This is a genomic window from Streptomyces sp. NPDC001868, assembly GCF_040297125.1.
GTDB lineage: Bacteria > Actinomycetota > Actinomycetes > Streptomycetales > Streptomycetaceae > Streptomyces.
Genome location: NZ_JBEOYO010000056.1, coordinates 44,404 through 60,895 on the forward strand (window position 1 = coordinate 44,404; position 16,492 = coordinate 60,895).

General features: G+C 68.6%; 15 protein-coding genes and 4 pseudogenes. 9 read left to right on the top strand and 10 right to left on the bottom strand.

Features of this window, described 5'->3' with window-relative positions:
- Window positions 1–15: 15 nt before the first annotated feature.
- A complete protein-coding gene (locus tag ABT147_RS39065) occupies window positions 16–936 on the bottom strand; it encodes a carbohydrate ABC transporter permease (protein ID WP_351415462.1) in 921 nt (306 codons plus the stop codon).
- Between the two features lie 7 nt (window positions 937–943).
- The gene (locus ABT147_RS39070) at window positions 944–2,242 is read right to left on the bottom strand and encodes an extracellular solute-binding protein (RefSeq protein ID WP_351415464.1); all 1,299 of its coding nucleotides are present in this window, start codon (window positions 2,240–2,242) and stop codon (window positions 944–946) included.
- 545 nt (window positions 2,243–2,787) lie between these two features.
- On the opposite strand from ABT147_RS39070, the gene ABT147_RS39075 reads away from it, so the two are divergent.
- Window positions 2,788–3,729 carry an SMI1/KNR4 family protein gene (locus ABT147_RS39075; protein ID WP_351415466.1) on the top strand — a complete coding sequence of 314 codons (942 nt, stop codon included), beginning with the start codon at window positions 2,788–2,790 and terminating at the stop codon, window positions 3,727–3,729.
- Between the two features lie 70 nt (window positions 3,730–3,799).
- On the opposite strand, the gene ABT147_RS39080 is transcribed toward ABT147_RS39075, so the two are convergent.
- From ABT147_RS39080 to ABT147_RS39090, 3 genes and pseudogenes are all read right to left on the bottom strand, one after another.
- Window positions 3,800–4,153, bottom strand: a complete 354-nt coding sequence (locus ABT147_RS39080) for a hypothetical protein (RefSeq protein ID WP_351415468.1) — start codon at window positions 4,151–4,153, stop codon at window positions 3,800–3,802.
- Window positions 4,150–5,002, bottom strand: a pseudogene (locus ABT147_RS39085) (IS5 family transposase). Before ABT147_RS39085 ends, ABT147_RS39080 begins: the two are co-directional and overlap by 4 nt.
- Window positions 5,003–5,142: 140 nt before the next feature.
- The gene (locus ABT147_RS39090) at window positions 5,143–5,715 is read right to left on the bottom strand and encodes a hypothetical protein (RefSeq protein WP_351415469.1); all 573 of its coding nucleotides are present in this window, start codon (window positions 5,713–5,715) and stop codon (window positions 5,143–5,145) included.
- A 133-nt stretch (window positions 5,716–5,848) separates the two neighbouring features.
- Here ABT147_RS39090 and ABT147_RS39095 point away from each other — a divergent pair.
- Window positions 5,849–6,101, top strand: a pseudogene (locus ABT147_RS39095) (helix-turn-helix domain-containing protein); the annotation flags it as partial.
- Between the two features lie 73 nt (window positions 6,102–6,174).
- Here the strand turns inward: ABT147_RS39095 and ABT147_RS39100 are convergent.
- Window positions 6,175–6,386 (bottom strand): annotated as a pseudogene (locus ABT147_RS39100) (pyridoxamine 5'-phosphate oxidase family protein); the annotation flags it as partial.
- A gap of 56 nt (window positions 6,387–6,442) precedes the next feature.
- A complete protein-coding gene (locus tag ABT147_RS39105) occupies window positions 6,443–7,135 on the bottom strand; it encodes an NAD(P)-dependent oxidoreductase (protein ID WP_351415473.1) in 693 nt (230 codons plus the stop codon).
- Window positions 7,136–7,211: 76 nt separating this feature from the next.
- Between ABT147_RS39105 and ABT147_RS39110 the strand changes: the two genes are divergently transcribed.
- Window positions 7,212–7,868 (top strand): TetR/AcrR family transcriptional regulator, encoded by a 657-nt coding sequence (locus ABT147_RS39110; protein WP_351415475.1) that lies wholly within the window; start codon window positions 7,212–7,214, stop codon window positions 7,866–7,868.
- A gap of 340 nt (window positions 7,869–8,208) precedes the next feature.
- On the opposite strand, the gene ABT147_RS39115 is transcribed toward ABT147_RS39110, so the two are convergent.
- Window positions 8,209–9,150, bottom strand: coding sequence for a GlxA family transcriptional regulator (locus tag ABT147_RS39115; RefSeq protein ID WP_351415477.1), 942 nt, complete (start codon window positions 9,148–9,150; stop codon window positions 8,209–8,211).
- An 83-nt stretch (window positions 9,151–9,233) separates the two neighbouring features.
- Here ABT147_RS39115 and ABT147_RS39120 point away from each other — a divergent pair, with 83 nt between their 5' ends.
- Window positions 9,234–10,112, top strand: coding sequence for a Rossmann-fold NAD(P)-binding domain-containing protein (locus tag ABT147_RS39120; protein ID WP_351415479.1), 879 nt, complete (start codon window positions 9,234–9,236; stop codon window positions 10,110–10,112).
- Window positions 10,113–10,121: 9 nt separating this feature from the next.
- Here the strand turns inward: ABT147_RS39120 and ABT147_RS39125 are convergent, their stop codons facing one another.
- Complete coding sequence (locus ABT147_RS39125; RefSeq protein WP_351415481.1) at window positions 10,122–11,219, bottom strand: IS630 family transposase; 1,098 nt, start codon at window positions 11,217–11,219, stop codon at window positions 10,122–10,124.
- A 223-nt stretch (window positions 11,220–11,442) separates the two neighbouring features.
- Between ABT147_RS39125 and ABT147_RS39130 the strand changes: the two genes are divergently transcribed.
- Window positions 11,443–12,633 carry an IS110 family RNA-guided transposase gene (locus ABT147_RS39130; RefSeq protein ID WP_351415483.1) on the top strand — a complete coding sequence of 397 codons (1,191 nt, stop codon included), beginning with the start codon at window positions 11,443–11,445 and terminating at the stop codon, window positions 12,631–12,633.
- Between the two features lie 190 nt (window positions 12,634–12,823).
- On the opposite strand, the gene ABT147_RS39135 is transcribed toward ABT147_RS39130, so the two are convergent.
- On the bottom strand, window positions 12,824–13,393 hold the full coding sequence (locus tag ABT147_RS39135) for a TetR/AcrR family transcriptional regulator (protein ID WP_351415485.1): 570 nt from the start codon (window positions 13,391–13,393) through the stop codon (window positions 12,824–12,826).
- A 295-nt stretch (window positions 13,394–13,688) separates the two neighbouring features.
- Between ABT147_RS39135 and ABT147_RS39140 the strand changes: the two are divergent.
- The 4 genes and pseudogenes from ABT147_RS39140 to ABT147_RS39155 all read left to right on the top strand — a co-directional run.
- Window positions 13,689–14,060: pseudogene (locus ABT147_RS39140) on the top strand (DUF6114 domain-containing protein); the annotation flags it as partial.
- Complete coding sequence (locus tag ABT147_RS39145) at window positions 14,057–15,241, top strand: hypothetical protein (protein WP_351415487.1); 1,185 nt, start codon at window positions 14,057–14,059, stop codon at window positions 15,239–15,241. The pseudogene ABT147_RS39140 and the gene ABT147_RS39145, both read left to right, overlap by 4 nt.
- Before the next feature lie 88 nt (window positions 15,242–15,329).
- On the top strand, window positions 15,330–16,031 hold the full coding sequence (locus ABT147_RS39150) for an SDR family oxidoreductase (protein WP_351415489.1): 702 nt from the start codon (window positions 15,330–15,332) through the stop codon (window positions 16,029–16,031).
- Between the two features lie 27 nt (window positions 16,032–16,058).
- On the top strand, window positions 16,059–16,492 hold a 434-nt coding region (locus ABT147_RS39155), incomplete at its 3' end, for an alpha/beta fold hydrolase (RefSeq protein ID WP_351415491.1).

The following is a 16,492-nucleotide window of genomic DNA, read 5'->3' on the forward strand; positions in this document are numbered from 1 at the left end:
ACACGGCGAGGGCGGTCATGCGCGGGGCCTCAGCAGCCGGAACTGGACGGCGCTCACCAGCATCACGAGCACGAGCATCACGAAGGACGCGGCCGAGGACATCCCGAACTCGCCGGACCCGAACTGGTGGTAGGTGTACAGCGCCACCGATTCGGTGGAGCCCAGCGGGCCACCGTTGGTGAGCAGGTACGGCTCGTCGAAGACCTGGAGGTAGAAGACGGTCAGCAGCACCGACACCATGAGGGTGGTGGGCCGCAGCAGCGGCAGGGTGATGTTCCTCAGCTGCCGCCATCGGCCGGCCCCGTCGAGGGAGGCGGCCTCGTACACGTCCCGCGGAATCGCCTGCAGGCCGGCGAGGAACAGCACCATCGCGATGCCGAAGTTGCGCCAGACGCCGAGCAGGATGACCACGGGCATGGTCAGATTCGGGTCGTCCAGCCAGTTCGGCCCGGCGAAGCCGACGGCGCCGAGCACCTTGTTGACGGTGCCGTTCGCGTCGAAGGCGTACTGCCAGATCAGGGCGACCGCCACGATGTTCGTGACGACCGGTGCGAAGAAGACCGTGCGGAACACGCCGCGCAGCCGACGGATGCCGGAGTTCAGCACGAGGGCCAGCGCGAATCCGATCCCCATGGTCAGCGGCACACCGACGGCCACGAAGACGGCGGTGTTCAGGATGTCCCGCAGAAAGCTCTGGTCCTGGAACAGGCGGAGATAGTTGTCCAGTCCGGTGAAGTCCACCGCGAACGGATGACGCAGATCCGCGCCCCGCAGGTCGGTGAGGCTGAACCCGAGCGCGGCGACGGCGGGGATCGCCGTGTAGACCAGGAACACGACGGTGAACGGCGCCAGGAACAGCCAGCCCACAGCCGTTCGCCGGGCGCCCCGAGGGCGACGCGTTCTGCGCGGCGCCCTCGGGAGGATGGTGACGGTCATCGGCGGATCACTCCGTACCCGTGCCGAGGCTCTCGGCGTACGCCTGGAGGTTCGCGGCGGCCTTCGCGGCGGTCTCCTCGCCCTTGGCCACGGCCTCCATTTCCTTGCCCAGTCGGGTCGCGACCTGTGGCCAGGTACTGACCTGCGGGAACGCCCGGGTGTTCGTCAGCTGCGTCAGGAAGGCGTCCAGCAGCGGCTGGCCCGCGATGGCGGAGTCCTTCCAGGCGGAGACGACCGCCGGCAGCGAGCTGTACGCCTTGTACTGCGAGACCTGGGCGCTCGGGCTCGCTATGTACTGGATGAGTTTCCACGACGCGTCCGCGTTGTCGCTGTCGGCGAGCACCCCCCAGCTGCCGCCGGCGGAGAAGGAGGCGCTGCCCGACGCCCCGGCCGGCAGTGGCGCGGTGGCGACGTGGGACGCCGTCCAGCCGTCCTTCTTCGCGGCGGCGTCGAGCTGACCGATGACCCATGGGCCCGTGATCATCGTGGCGGTCTTGCCGGAGACGAAGTACGGCTGCGAGTCGAGGAACCCGGGCCCGGCGGTGTCGGCGGCCCCAGAGGTGTAGAACGACGCGTTGTACTTGATCGCGTCGACCATCGCAGGCGTGTCGAGCGTCCACTCGCCGCCCGGGGACAGCAGCGAGCCGCCCGCCTGCCAGGCGTACATCGCGGCGTCCTGGCCGTTGAAGATGTCCCAGCCGATGTCGGCCCCGAGGCCGTGCGCGGCTCCGGCGCCCTGAAGCGCCTTGAAGAACGGCACCATCTCGTCCCATGTCTTCGGCGCCTCGACGCCCGCCTTCTTGGCCAGGTCGGAGCGGTAGACGAGCGCGTAGGTGTACGCGTACCAGGGCACCGTGTAGGCGACGTCCTTGACCACACCGGCGTCCCACAGGCTCTTGAAGAAACTGTCCGGGTCGACCAGGCCGTCCGGAACGGCCTGGAGGATCGACGGATCGAGGAACTGCGCCTGCGCCTCGGGGAAGAACTGAGCGATATCGGGTCCCTTGCCCGCCGCGATCGCCGACTGGAGCTTGGTGTAGTAGTCGGCGTTCGGGATCAGCGTGACTTTCACGTCGAGGTCGGGGTTCGCCGTCTTGAAGGGCTTGATGACCTTGTCGAGCACGTCGGCATCGCCCTGAGCGGCCCAGACACTGACGGTGCCGGTGGCCGGGGAACTGTCGATGGGCTCGGCGCCGGCTTTCGCGGGGGTGTCGTCGCCGCGGCCACAGCCCGCCAGGGCGAAGCCGCCGAGGAGGGCTATGCCGCCGGTCAGCCGTAGGGCACCGCGTCTGGAGAGGTTGGACACTCGGGGCTCCTGTCACATGAAGGCGCTAAGGACAGTGATGTGCTTTCTGCTGAAAGCAGCCTTTTCGGCCTGATGGACCTAATGCGTCCGATGGGTTCTTTGCGGCCGACAGTGACGGTATGAATGGTGTGTTTCGGGGGTGTACCGGAAGTCGCCCCGAATAATTTCGGAACTTGTAGCGAAATCGATCCGTCACGCTCTGTCGCGACCGTCGTACCCTCGCTTGAACGCCCTCGGCGGGCTCGCCGCCAGGGCCGCCCCCGCCGCCCTGGCGCGCGTGCGCCGACGCCTCGTCCACGGCGACGAGGACGGTTTCCGCGCGGCCGCGCGCGGCGCCTCTTTCCCGCTGCTGGCTGGTGCGCGGCGGACGCCCTGTGGCACCTACAACTCCCTGTGCTGCAAGCGTTTTTGCCACGCGCTGTGTTGCTGCATCATCCCGCTCTCTCACTACGGCGGTGAACCGCAGTAGCTGCCCGCCGGTGAACGCTGGGGCCTAGTGTGTGAGGGGCACCGTCTTCCATCTGACCAGCAAGGAGCCCCAGGCTGTGAAGGTGAGAATTCAGCCGGACGTACGCGACACCGCCGCCCGGCTCGGGGGCGATGCCCCCTACGCGCTGAAGGCGCTGGCCGACCGGCTGGCCGACGACCCGGACCTGGGCCGGCCCTCGAATCTGCCCGGCATCCTGACCGTGACGGTCGACGGCACTATGTTCGACGACTGCCCCGACCTGTCCGTTGGCTACATACGCGAACCGGACCGGATCGAGATCCGGTTTCTCAATGCGGCCCGCTCCACCGAGCCGGCCCCGGACGCCCAGGAGCCGGAGCCGGGCCAGGGCCAGCGCGCCGACCCCGCTGCCGCCGCGCTCACGGTACGGGAGGTCGCCGATGCCTGGCATCGCATCACCGGCTGGCTCCAGCACCACGCCCCCGACTCCTACGCCGCGCTGCGTCCCGGCGCCGACTCCGCCGCCATCGCCGCCCTGGAGAGCGACCTCGGCATCCGGATACCTGTCGAACTGCACGTGCTGTGGCTGCTGACCGCGGGCGACGACGGCGCCGACGGCTGGGGGTGCCTGCCGGGCAATATGGCTCTGATGAACCTGGAGGCCGTGGCCGCCCGCCATCGGCTGAAGATGGACTCTCAGGCACGCCAGGACGCCCTCAACGCCGACCGCCCCGAAGAAGAGCGGATCACGGTGTGGGAGACGACCCGGATTCCGGTGATCGCCTTGGGCCCGACCGACAGCACTATGGGTCTGTACCTGGACGCCGCGAGTGGCTACCTGGGCTCCTGGTCCCGCTACAACGAAGCCCCCGACGAGGAACTCGACACCCTGGTCACCTACCTGGAAGAGGCGGCCGACATGCTCGAAACTCCGGCTCTGGCCACCCGGGACAAGCCCGGTCTGATCGGCGGGGCCCTGGTGTGGCGCAGCAGTATCAATCCCTCGCTGGAGGACCGGTGGCAGCCCTGGATCGGCTGACCCACCCCGAGAGGGGCCGGCTTGCTGTGCCGGCCCCTCCAGGTTCTTGCTTGTTTCCGCTCGGGCAGTGTCAGCCGATCTTTTTCCACGTGCAGGTGGTTGCGGTTGACGGGCAGTGCTCGTACCCCGGCAGGGTCACGAAGAATCCGTCCCCGTCCAGCAGCCGCCACTCTGGGGCCGGATAGCTGCTGAACGCCTTTTCGTTCTGCGTGCTCGACATGGCTGCGCGCCCGCACCGTTCCGTACCGCTTGGCCCGTTCGTCCCGGTGCGCGTGTCTGCGAGGAGGGTCGCGGTGAGCTTGACCAGGCGGGCCTCGGCGAGGGCGGTGGTGAGCCGCTCGATCTGCTCGCGCAGGTGGTCGGCGCGGGCTGCGGTGTCATCGTGTTCGGTCTGCGGCAGCCGCAGGAGTTCGTGGACGTTCACGCGGCCGGCTCCACGTCGTCCCGCCAGGTGGGGGCGGGGGTGGTGAGGCGGCGGAGCATGCCGGCGGTGGAGGCCCAGCAGACGCGGGAGGCGGCGTTGTCGGGCCGGTGGTCGTAGTCGCGGGCGAGGCGCCGGTGCAGCATGAGGGTGCCGTTGACCTGCTCGAGCACCCACCGCTTCGGTTGCGGCACGAAGCCTCTGCCTTCGTCGTCGGGGTTGCGTCGGACCATCTCGACGGTGATGTCCTTCACCGCGCCGTGGATGATCACGGCGTCTTTGAAGCCCTGGTCGACCAGGGCCTTTTCCAGGCGCATCCCGCATCGTTCGGCCGCCTGGTCCAGCAGGGCGATGCCGGCCTCGTTGTCGTGCGCGCTCGCGGCGAGGATCACCACGCCGATGATCAGGCCCAGCACGTCGACGGCGAGTCCACGCTTCCTGCCGGGCGTTTTCTTGTGCGTGTCCAGTCCCGTCGTCTCCTTCGGCACCCCGGCCGCCACGCGGACGGACTGGGTGTCGATGATCACCAGGGACGGGGCCTCTAATCGTCTGGACCGCTCCCGCACCTGGCAGCGCAAAATCTCCTGGATCCGCTGGTCAAGGCCGTCGGCGCCACAGGGTGAAGTAGTAGAACACCGCCGACCAGGCTGGGAGGTCATGCGGCACGAGCCGCCACTGACAGCCCGTCCGGTTCTGGTAGAGCGGCGCGTTCACAACCTCCCGCAGGTCGCAGGAGCCCGGGTCCCCGGTCGCCGACCGCACCACCCGCTCCTGCTTCCACGCAGTGACCAGCGGCTCGGTCGGCGCCCACTGCTCGTCGGACAAGTCGGTTGTGTACGGCATCCGTTCCATGCCCGCGACTCCATCATGCACACGACATGAGACGAGGGGGGAACCACTCCATCACCCACGAACGGGCGACACCACATCATCAGGAACGGGACTTAACGCCCTCTGGGAGTCGCAAAATGTCGCTGCGTTTTTGACGTGACTCAGGGGCAGTCGTTGGCGGCGCCGTAGCGCAGTACTCCGTCTTGCGGAACGAGGTAGCCGATGCCCCGTGACTGCGGCATCCGGCCGTTCAAGGTGGCGGCGGCGGTGCAGCCGGAGGTCTCGAAGCCGATGTAGCCCGCATGGAAGTCAGCGGTGCGGAATGCCTCGATTCCCACGGCAGCGAGCCAGTCGTCAAGAACCTGGGACCTGAAGAACTGTTGGCCGCTCTCGTGGTAGGCGATGCCGGTGCGGTCGAGGGCGCCGAGAGGAATATAGAAGTCCAGCCAGTCGACGGTGTCGGCTCCGTCTTCCAGAATCGCCACGCAGCCACAGACCACGAGCCGGCCCGTCGGCAAGCGAACCTTCCCTTGCAGGTGCCCGAACCTCTTCAGAGACTCCACTGTGCACTCGACGGGCTCCTGATCCTGGGGCTCACGGGTCCGGTCACCGAAGCACCCCTGAACGTCCGCTGCGGACCACACCGCGGTCAGGACGCGCTGCAACCGGGCATCGCTCCGCGGCCCCACCTCGATCGCCAGCTCGTAGAAGCCGCCTGCCCAGTTATCGGCCACGCGGAACGCGTATGGAGTACTTATGGCGCGATCATGACGGATCAGCTCGTCGATATGTACATTCGGGCTCCCAGTGGGAGGAACACACCGATCACCTCACTGCAAGGCTTCGGGTGCCGTCAGAACTGGGCAACGGCTGGAGCGGAAGATGGAGCGCGGGCCGCTGGCGCACGGGTGGTCAGATCAGCCGTGGACGCTGGCGCGAGTGAAGACGTTGATCGGTCGGCTGTTCCACGTCTCCTACACCGTGGAGGGCAGCTGGAAGCTGCTGAAGCGGCAGGGCTGGTCCTGGCAGCAAGCAGCCATGCCGACGGGCGATCGAGCGCGACGATGTGGCGGTGGAGCTGAGGAAGAAGGAGGGGGCCGCAGGTAAGAGCACGTCGGCGTGCCAATGAGGTCGGGGGCCAGAAGGCGGCGGCCGGGCGCGGCCGCACCCGGCAGGACGTTCCGCCACAACGCGGGGGCGTCGGTGACGGCGGCCCGGCCTTCGAGGGTGACCCAGCGGAAGCCGTCCGCCTGGCAGAGCGCGACACGGGCCGTCGGGCCGCCCGCCACCACGTTCCGGGCCTTGCGCGCTCCCGCCCGGGTAGTCACCCGGACCAGGCGGCCGCGTCGAAGGTGAAGCGGACAGGGGCGACGTGCGGGGTGCCGTCGGGGCGGAGGGTGGCCATGTGAGGGCGAGTGAGGAACGGCCGTGTGACGGCCGGGAGTTCGACGGTCGCCCGGCTCACTTCTTCTTCACGCCCTCGTTCCAGATCAGCTTGGCGATGTTCGGCTTCACGGCCGTGGTGATGACACCCATGGCTGTACGGACGTACCGCCGCTCCTCCAGCTCGCGCAGCATGCTCGCGGCGAGGTCGGCACGGGCGGTGAAGACGCCGTCAGCACTCGTCTCGGCGGTGTGGTAGTCCGTGACGACGGGGTGCTCGAAGAGACCCGAGGGCCGGACGAGGGTCCAGTCCAGGTCCGTCTGACGGATCACGGCCTCCATGCGGCGCATGTCCTCGTGGAGGGTACGGCCGAGGCGCCGGTTCACCAGCGGGTCGAGCACATGGTTGAAGAAGTGCGCGCCGGTAGGACGCCAGTTCGGGTCGGCGATGCTGGAGCTGACGGCGAGCAGCCGCTTGATGCCGTGGCGCGCCATGGCCCCGGTGATGGCCGTGGCGCTCGCCGAGTACGTGGTGATGGTCTCCTTGCTGAAGCGCGCGCCCAATGCGGAGAGGACGGCGTCCGTCCCCCCGATCGCGGCGTCGACGGCCGCCGGGTCGGTGGCGTCGGCCACGGCCAAAGCGAGGCCGGGCCGCGCGGGGAGGGAGCCGGGGCGGCGGGTCACGGCGACGACCTCGTGGCCGGCGGCGAGGGCCTGTTCGGTGAGGTGGCGGCCGGTCGGCCCGTTGGCGCCGAAGACTGCGATACGCATGGTGTCGGGTCATCCCTTCGTGTGATTCCCGGAACGCCCTTGACTGTGCCGATCATGAAACGCAGGCTCAACGCTGATGAATAACGCCGCCCCTGCCCCCGCCCGCACCCGAGGCCGCCCCCGCGGCAACCCACCGACCCGTGAGTCGATCGTCTCGGCGGCCCGTGCGCTGTTCCTGGAGCGCGGCTACCGACGTACCACCCTGCGCGCGGTGGCCGGGGCTGCCGGGGTCGACCCGGCGCTCATCGCGTACCACTTCGGCTCGAAGAAGGGCCTGTTCGCGGATGTGATGCAGTTCCAGTGCGCCAATGCGCTGGCGGTGGACGACGTCCTCGGCGGCGACCCGGCCAGCCTCCCCGACCGCCTGATCGACGCGGTGACGGACCTGTGGGAGGACGCCGACTTCCTACAGCTCACCGCCCAGGGCGACGAGGCTGCCGAGGTGATCCGCGAATACCTGGAACGCGAGCTGCTGGCCCGGCTTGTTGAATTTCTCGGCGGCCAGGACGCGACCGCCCGCGCCACGGCCGTGGTGACGATCCTCGGCGGCCTCATCTACACCCGCTACCTCAACCCCCTCCCCACCCCCGCCGCCCTCACCCCGTCCGAGACCCGCCACATCCTCACCCCGGCGCTGCGCGCGGCACTGGCCCCGAGGCCGCGCACCGCGGCAACCACCAGAGCGGGCTGTCGGGGCTCGCCGACCTCCGGTGGAGGCGCCGTCCGGCCTTGACCACCTCAGCGCGTCCGGTGCGGTAACCCCTGTAAGACCGTCCTACCTTCTTGCTCGGGTTGAGCGAGCCATTCGAAGGGTTGGTTCGCCCTGGGGTGTCGAGTGTGGCTTTAAGACCGTTGCCCTCGGTGGCTAGTGGCTCGTCACGCAGCCTTGGCCGGGTAATCGACCTGCTGCTCGGCGGCCAGCAGACTGTCTCCAAGTCCTGATCTCGAAGGTGGTCGTGGGACGTCGACCCCTGTAGGAGTGCGCTGGTCGACGGATCAAGAAGGCGCAAGGGGCATCAGATCGTGGCCCTCGCAGTGCGGACGGGGTGTATTACCGCAGCGTGCTTCCAATATCAGCGGGAGGCACCAGTGGGCGCCTGGTTGAAGCTCGCGCGATAGGCCGTGGGCGTGAGTCCAACCCGGCCGACCATGTGCTTGCGGAGGGAGTCTGCGCTGCCCAGACCGCTCTTCCTGGCTACCTGATCCATGGGCAGCTCGGTGGTCTCCAGGAGCTCTCTGGCCCGGTCGATGCGCTGGTGCAGCAGCCATTGGAGCGGGCTCAGTCCAGTCTCTGCGTGGAAGCGCCGGGTGAGGGTGCGCACGCTCGTCTTGGCGTGACCGGCCAAGTCGGTCAGGGTGAGCGGGTGATCAAGGTGTTCGAGCGCCCAGACGCGAGTGGGGGCGAGTGAAGTGCCGCGCTCCGGCGGCAGCGGAGTCTCAATGAACTGGGACTGGCCGCCCGGCCGTACGGGAGGGACGACCGCGAGCCGCGCAGCCGCGTTGGCGGCCGACGCGCCGTAGTCGATCCTGACCAGATGCAGGCACAGGTCGATGGCGGCCGCGGCGCCCGCCGAGGTGAAGATGCCACCGTCCTCGACGAAGAGGGGGTCGGGCTGCACATCGATTGACGGGAAGCGGGTAGCGAGGTCGCCTGCCAGCCCCCAGTGGGTGGTGGCGCGGAGCCCGTCGAGCAGGCCGGCCTGGGCCAATACGAACGCACCCGTACACAGGGAGGCGATTCGTGCGCCGGCGGCCGCGGCTTTCCGCAGGGCGTCGAGGGTTTCGGTGGGAGCCTGCTCGCCGCCGCTGCCGACGGCGATCACCGTGTCGGCGCCCTCCAGCGCGTCCAGGCCGTCCGGCACCACGATGTCGGGGCCGCCTACGGTCGGCATCGGGCCGGGCCGCGCCGTACAGACACGCACGTCGTAGTGCGGAACGCTGTTGAACACCATGAGCGGGATCGAGACGTCGAAGCTCAGTACGGGCGGCACGATGACCGCGGCGACGCGATGCATGGCCAGATCCTCCGGATGGTTGGCATTGTGGCCACTATTCCACGAAGCCGCAGAGCGGCACCGTTGTCCGCATGAAATCTCATGTGATCGTGGGCCGCGGGGCCGCCGCGTCGAAGACCGCTCTGCTGCTGGCCGAGGACGGCGAGCGGGTACGAATGATCAGCCGGACCGGCGGCGGGCCCGACCACCCGCTCATCGACAAGGTCGCCGCGGACGCGACCGACACCGATCGGCTCACCGAGCTGACGGAGGGGGCGGACACGCTGTTCACCACCGCCGCGCCGCCGTACCACCGCTGGCCCGAGCAGTTTCCGATCTTGTCGGCGTCGCTCCTGAGCGCAGTGAGGCGGACCGAGGCCGCGTATGTCATGCTCGGCAACCTCTACGCCTATGGGCCGGTAAGCGGGCCGATCACGCCGGACTTCCCCCTGGCCGCGACCGGCCCCAAGGGGCGGACCAGGGCCCGGGCATGGGAGGAGGCCGCCGCCTCGGGGGTGAAGGTCACCGAGGTGCGGGCCGCCCAGTTCTATGGCGCTGGCGCTGTCTCGGTGTTCAGCCTCATGGTGCAGCGGCAGGTCATGGAAGGCAGGCTGGTCCTGGTGCCGCAAGAACTCGACGTGCCGCACAGTTACTCGGGGATCGGCGACACCGCACGCACGTTGGTCGCCGCGAGCCGCAACGAGCAGGCGTACGGCCGTGCCTGGCACGTACCCACCTCGACCCTGTCGGTGCGGGAACTGGCCGGGCGACTCGCCGATCTCGCGGGTGCACCGAAACCGCGGATGGAAGAGATGGCCGAACGTGACCTGACCCTGCTGGCGTTCACCGAGCCGTTCTGGGCGGAAATGCACGAAGTGCTCACCAAGCCCGGCCACCCGTTTGTCATCGACTACTCCGAGACCGAGAAGATCCTCGGCGTGAGTGCCACCCCGGTGAACGACGTGCTCCTGGAAGTGATCTAGAGCGGCTTGTCACGCGGCCTTGGCCGGGTATCCGGTCCACGAACGGATCGGTGAGTCGGGTGCGAAGCTAATCTTCGGCTTGGCGCGGGCATTGCGCCAGCGGACGTAGGCGGCGATCGCGGCGTTCTGCTCCTCATGGCTGCGGTGATCGGTGCCGTTGAGTGCGAAGTAGCGCAAGGCTGCGAACTCGGCCTCGATCCAGTTCAACCAGGAGCCATAGGTCGGCAGGAAGACGAGCTCGACCTCGTGGTCGGCCGCCCAGGCGGGGACCTTGGCATGCTTGTGTGGGGAGAAGTTGTCCAGCACCACGTACAGCTTCTCCCCGGGCCAGCGGGTGCGCAGGGCCTTGAGGAGATCGAGGAACTTGCGCCACCGCTTGCGCGGGCGGATGCCGTAGTAGAGCTTGCCGGTGGCCAGGTCGAGGGCGGCGAGCATGTGCATCACGCCGTGGTAGCGGTTGTAGGTGGCCCGCAGCCTGCGCGGAAGCTTCACCGGCCCCCACGCCTGGCCCTTGCGGGGCATCAGGTTCAGCGGCCCGAACTCGTCGACGCATATCACCCGCCCGTCGGCCGGAGGATTGTCGTACAGCGCCAGGACGCGGTGCATCTTGGCGATGAACTCCGGGTCGGTGGACGCCTTCCACGTGGTGGTGGTCTTCCAGGAGACCTTGCCTTCTCGCAGGATCCGGCGCAGGGTCTCCCGGCTGATCGCCGCGATCACCTTCTGCTTGATGAGGTGTTCGGCGAGCTTGCTCAGGCTCCAGGTGGAGAAGGCGGTGATCTTCCAGTCGGCGGGGGACGTCCGGGTGATCAGGCAGATGTGCTCACGCACCTCGTTACTGATCGTCCTGGGGCGTCCCCCGCTCCATTTTGGGTCCAGCGCGTCGAACCCCCGTTCGTTGAAGGCGTGGATGACATCGCGGACGTAGTCCTCGCTGACCTGCATCAGCGTGGTGATGTCCTTGACCGTCCGGCCCTGGGCGGACATCAGCACCACGATCGCCCGGCGGAGTTTGACCGGGTCTTTCCCGGTCCGGCTGATCCGCTGCAGCTTCCGGCCTTCCTCCATGCTGACCGGCCGGACGAACACACCGGGTCGACGTCCCACGACCACCTCCAAGATCAGGTCTCGGAGACAGTCTGCTGCCTAACGACCAGCAGGCCGATTACCCGGCCAAGGCTGCGTGACGAGCCACTAGGGACACTTGGCCGCTCGACACCCCGCGACGACTCGGCCGCTGATTGGGAGGTGCGAGGAGATCGCTGAGTAGGACAACGTCGGCGAGGTCGTCTGCAGGGTTGCGCTGACACGACGATGCTCGGGAGGCACGATGAGCCGGATATGGGCCGGTGTCGACGCCGGCAAGACTCACCACCACTGCGTAGTCCTCGATGCCGAAGGTGCCAAGCTCCTGTCACGCCGGGTGGCCAACGACGAACCTGAACTGCTGCAACTTCTCGCCGACGTACTGGCTCTGGGGGACGAGACAACCTGGGCCGTCGACCTGGCCGATGGCGGTGCGGCCCTGCTCATTGCCGTGCTCGTCCACCACGGCCAACATCTGCTGTACATCCCTGGCCATGTCGTCAACCGAGCCTCCGGCAGCTATCGCGGGGAAGGCAAAACCGATGCGCGCGATGCGTTGGTCATCGCTGATCAGGCACGTATGCGTCGTGATCTAAACCCATTGCGCCCCGGCGACGAGGCCACGGTGGAGCTGAAGTTGTTCACGGCCCGCCGCACTGATCTGGTGTGTGACCGCACCCGCGCTGTCAACCGGCTGCGTGGAGCCCTGACCGGCATCTTCCCCGCACTCGAACGTGCCCTGGAGGTGACCAACACCGGTCCCTTGATGCTGCTGACCGGCTACCAGACGCCTACCGCGATCCGCCGTATGGGTGCCCGCCGGCTGGAGACCTGGCTGCGCAACCGCAGGGTCCGCGACGCTGCCACGCTAGCGCGGGCCGCCGCCGAGGCGGCCGAACGGCAGCACACCGCAGTCGTGGGCGAGAAGGCGATCGCCCAGCTGGTGCACACCATGGCAAAGGAAGTGATGTCCCTCAACGAGAAGATCGCCGAGGTCTACAAGCTCATCGAAAGCCGCTTTCGTCAGCACGAACTTGCACCGGTGATCACCAGCTTGCCCGGGATCGGCCCTCTGCTGGGGGCCGAGTTCTTGGTAGCAACTCACGGCGATCTGGCCTTCTTTGCCACTTCCGACCGTCTGGCAGGTTTCGACGGCCTTGCTCCAGCGCCTCGGGACTCCGGACGCGTCAGTGGCAACCTCCACCGGCCGAAGCGATACCACCGCGGCCTGCAACGGGTCTTCTATACCTCAGCCCTCATCAGCATCCGCAACTGCGCGGAGTCCCGCCGGTTCTATGACCGCAAGAGAGCAGAAGGAAAACGGCACACCCAAGCCGTGCTGGCTCTCGCCCGCCGACGAGTCAACGTCCTGTGGGCACTTCTCCGTGACAGACGGTGTTACCAAGCCGTACCACCCGTCACTTCAGCAGCTTGACAACGACATTGGGAAGTGTCCTACGCGGGCCGACTGGATGAGGATCTGGGACACCGTGCACCTGTCGCTGGGCGCTGATGCCGACGAGACCGCAAGCTTCTTCGCCTGCGGCATGCTCGGCAACACACTTACGGCCATCGGGCTTCCCGAGGGTGCCGGGAGGTGAGGGAGTCTTCTGGGCGGCGATGCGTCAGCGTACGCCTGCCGCGTCGAGCAGGGTCGTCACGGTGGGCGCGACGAGCCCGGTCAGGTTGTCGGCCTGAATCCCCGCGCGGGCGCTCGCGCCGTCGAAGACCAGGCTGAGCTGCCGGGCCAGCAGATCGGGATCGTCCGCCCCGCCCTGTTCGGCCTCGGTGCGGAAGAAGGCGGTCAGGTTCGCCTTGACCTGATGGGCGACCCGGCTCGCGGGGTGGCTCTGGTCCTTGAGTTCGACCTGCACGGCCAGGTACCGGCAGCCGTGGAACTCGGGGGCGCCGGACTGTGCTTCCACCTGCGCGAAGACGTGCAGGATCCGCTCGCGGGGTGAACGGTTGTCGTCCGCCGCAGGCAGGAGGGTCGCCACGTAGGCGGAGGAACGCTCCTTCAGGCTTGCTGCCAGGAGTTCGTCCTTGCTCTCGAACAGCTGGTACATGGAGCGCTTCGACACCCCCGCCGCCTTGCACAGCGCCTCGACGCCGATGCTGACGCCGTCTCGGTAGGTGAGCGTGGCCGCCGCCTCCAGCAGCCGCTCCCTGGGGCTCAGTTTCACTTCGGTGGTCATACCGCGAGGTTAACCCGAAGCGGACGAAATTGAAACCGATCGGTTTCCGGGGCCCTGGGAGAGAGGCTCGGTGACGGCCTGGGGGAAGGGCCGTCGCCGAGCCGTGATGGTGTGCGCCCTGTCGTCCACGGCAGGGCGACACACACCGGGGCCACTCCGAGTAATGGCCCGTCTTGGGTGACCTGCCGTCACGCCGGGACGGCGGTCTTCTCGGGCTTCGTCTCCGCCGGGATGCGGTGCGGTCCCTCGCGGTCGTAGCGGCTTCGCCCGCGCCCGCCGGGCTTTCAGGGCCTGGCGGCACACCCGCCCCTTCTGGGCGAGCTTGTTGGTACTCCTGGCCGCCGCGCCGATCATCTACTTCCCGTACTTCAACCGCTCCCTGGGCGCTCTGTCCGTGGCGATGTCCACCACCGCGGGGGCGGGGTCCCTGGTCATCGGCCTGACGCTGATCGTCCTCGGTGTACTTCTGTGGTTCCAGCCGGTCATCAGGTTCTTCGCCGGATGCGTGGCCGTTTTCCTCGGTGTGCTGTCGCTCCCCATCCCGAACTTCGGCGGATTCTTCGTCGGAACGCTGTGCGCGGCCGCGGGCGGACTTCTGGCCCTGGCGTGGGGCCCGGTGAACACGCCCGATGACACCGAGGGGCCCTCGGGGAGGGCCGGGGAATGACCGACCAGTCGCCCGACCTCTGCGGCGAGGCCGTGGGACCCCACTACGCGCGGCCGACGAAAGGTCGCCACGCCGTTCCCCGTACGTCCGCGCTGACCCGCCTGCGCCTGCCGCTCGGGAAGGCTCTCGCACTGACTGCGCTGCCGACCGTCCTCGTCCTGGCGAGTCAGCGTCCGCCCGCAGCCGACGCGACTGCCACCGCGGCTCATTCCGCTCCCGAAAAGGCGCCCGCCGGCGGCGTCGACCGTGCCCGCCCCGACGACACAGCAGCCCCAGCCACGGCACCTCCTGCCACGCCCCCCACTCCCTCCGCTGCTCCCGCCACGCCCAGTGCCCCCACGAGCGGCGAGCCCGTCGAGCCGTCGGAGCACGTGGCCGACGAGGAAACGGGCCTGGTCCCGGCTCCGACGGCCTCACCGAGCCCGACCGCCGCCCCCGGCCTCGCGGACATCCTCGGTTCCCTCCTCCATGGCGACACCGAGCAGCGGAGTCCGGCACCCGACACGAGTCCCTCATCGAGCCTGGCCGCTCCGACGCCGACGCCGACGCCGACGACCGCGGAACCATCCGACGCGCCGCCGGCCGCACCTCACGCGTCACCCATCCCCGGCCGTCGGACCACTGAGCCGTCGTCCCGACCGGCGCCCACCACAGGGGCCTCCCGCACCTGTGACATCAGCGAGCTCAAAGCTCCCGAGGACGCGAGCGCCGGTCGATTCGCCGCCGAGTCCTGGACCATGAAGGGCAGCCGCCTCGAACTGCCCGACCTCGTCTTCGGCGGCGTGGTGACCGTGGACACGGCCGCCGGGCCCAAGCGGGTGCTCAAGTTCTCCGCGGCGGCCGTGACGATCCGCGACCTGCGGATGGCCGTACCCGTCGGCGGGCGGATCCAGCACATCGACGGAGCGCCCGGCTCGACGTCCACACTGCGAGGCGACCGCATCGCCATGTATGTCGAGAGCCTGACGGGCACCCTCTCCGGCGTCGAAGGCATCCCCGTGCCGCCAGTCCTCCGCCTCCATCTCACGCCCGACACCGTCCCGGAGCGGCTCTACGACACGGTCGGCAAGCTCGGCCTCAAGCTCCGACTCGGCTTGGACGACGCCGACATCGACCAGGCCGGTCAGACAGATGGCGGGCTCGTCATCCCGGGGATCCACGGGTACGGAACGCCCCGGTGAGTCCGGGGATCCGGTTGGACTTGCGTCTTGGAACCGATCGGTTTACCGTGATGGAAACCGATCGGTTTCTCATTCTGTGGAGGCAGTCATGACCGCACTCAAGGGCGCCAACGTCTTCGTCACCGGCGGCAGCCGAGGCATCGGCAAGGCCTTGGTGGAAGAGCTGTACGCGCGTGGTGCCGGCAAGGTCTACGCCACGGCCCGCGACCCGCGCACGGTGACGCACCCCGACGCGGTCCCGGTGGCGCTGGAGGTCACCGACCCGGCCTCCGTGGCGGCCGCCGCCGCGCAGGCGCAAGACGTGACCGTGCTGATCAACAACGCCGGTGCCTCGGTCGGCGCGTCGTTCCTCGACTCCCCGGTCGACGACGTACGCCGGGAGTTCGAGACCAACTTCTACGGCCCGCTGCTTCTCACCCGCGCCTTCGTGCCGCTTATCGAGCGCAACGGCGGCGGCCACCTCCTCAACGTGCACTCCGTGCTGTCCTGGCTGGCCCTCGGCGGCTCCTACAGCGCGTCCAAGGCCGCCCTGTGGTCGCAGACCAACTCCCTGCGCCTGGAGCTGCAGCCGCGCGGCATCGCCGTCACCGGACTTCACGTCGGCTACGTCGACACGGACCTGGCGGCGGACGTCGAGGCGCCCAAGTCCGACCCGCGTGACGTCGCCGCACTCGCCCTCGACGGCGTCGAGACGGGCGCGTACGAGGTGCTCGCCGACGACATCTCGCGGCAGGTCAAGGCCGGTCTGGCCGGCGACCTGGCCGGCCTGTACGCCCAGCTGGCGAACTAACCCCCGTACACACAAGGAGTCGGCGAGATGCCCAGCCACGAGTCCCGTCCCACGATCCACATTCCGGGAACCACCAGCCACACCCTCGCCCCGCGCGCAGGACACCGCAGCGACGAGGGGACCCTGCGCTACCTCAAGGCGGGTACCGGCGCTCCCGTGGTCCTGCTGCACACCGTGCGCACGCAGGCCGAGCACTTCCGCGTCCTCATCCCGCTGATCGCGGACCAGTACACCGTGTACGCGCTCGACCTGCCGGGGATGGGCTACTCGGAGATCGTGCCCGGGGCGTCGTACGACGAGCCGGCCATGCGCGCGGGTGTCGAGCGGCTCCTGACCGAACTCGATCTCCACGACGTGACGTTGGTGGGGGAGTCCATGGGGGCGGTGCTCGCCCTGACCGCCGCGGCCGACCTGCCCGATCGGGTCCGGCGCGTCGTCGCGGTGAACGCGTACGACTTCCC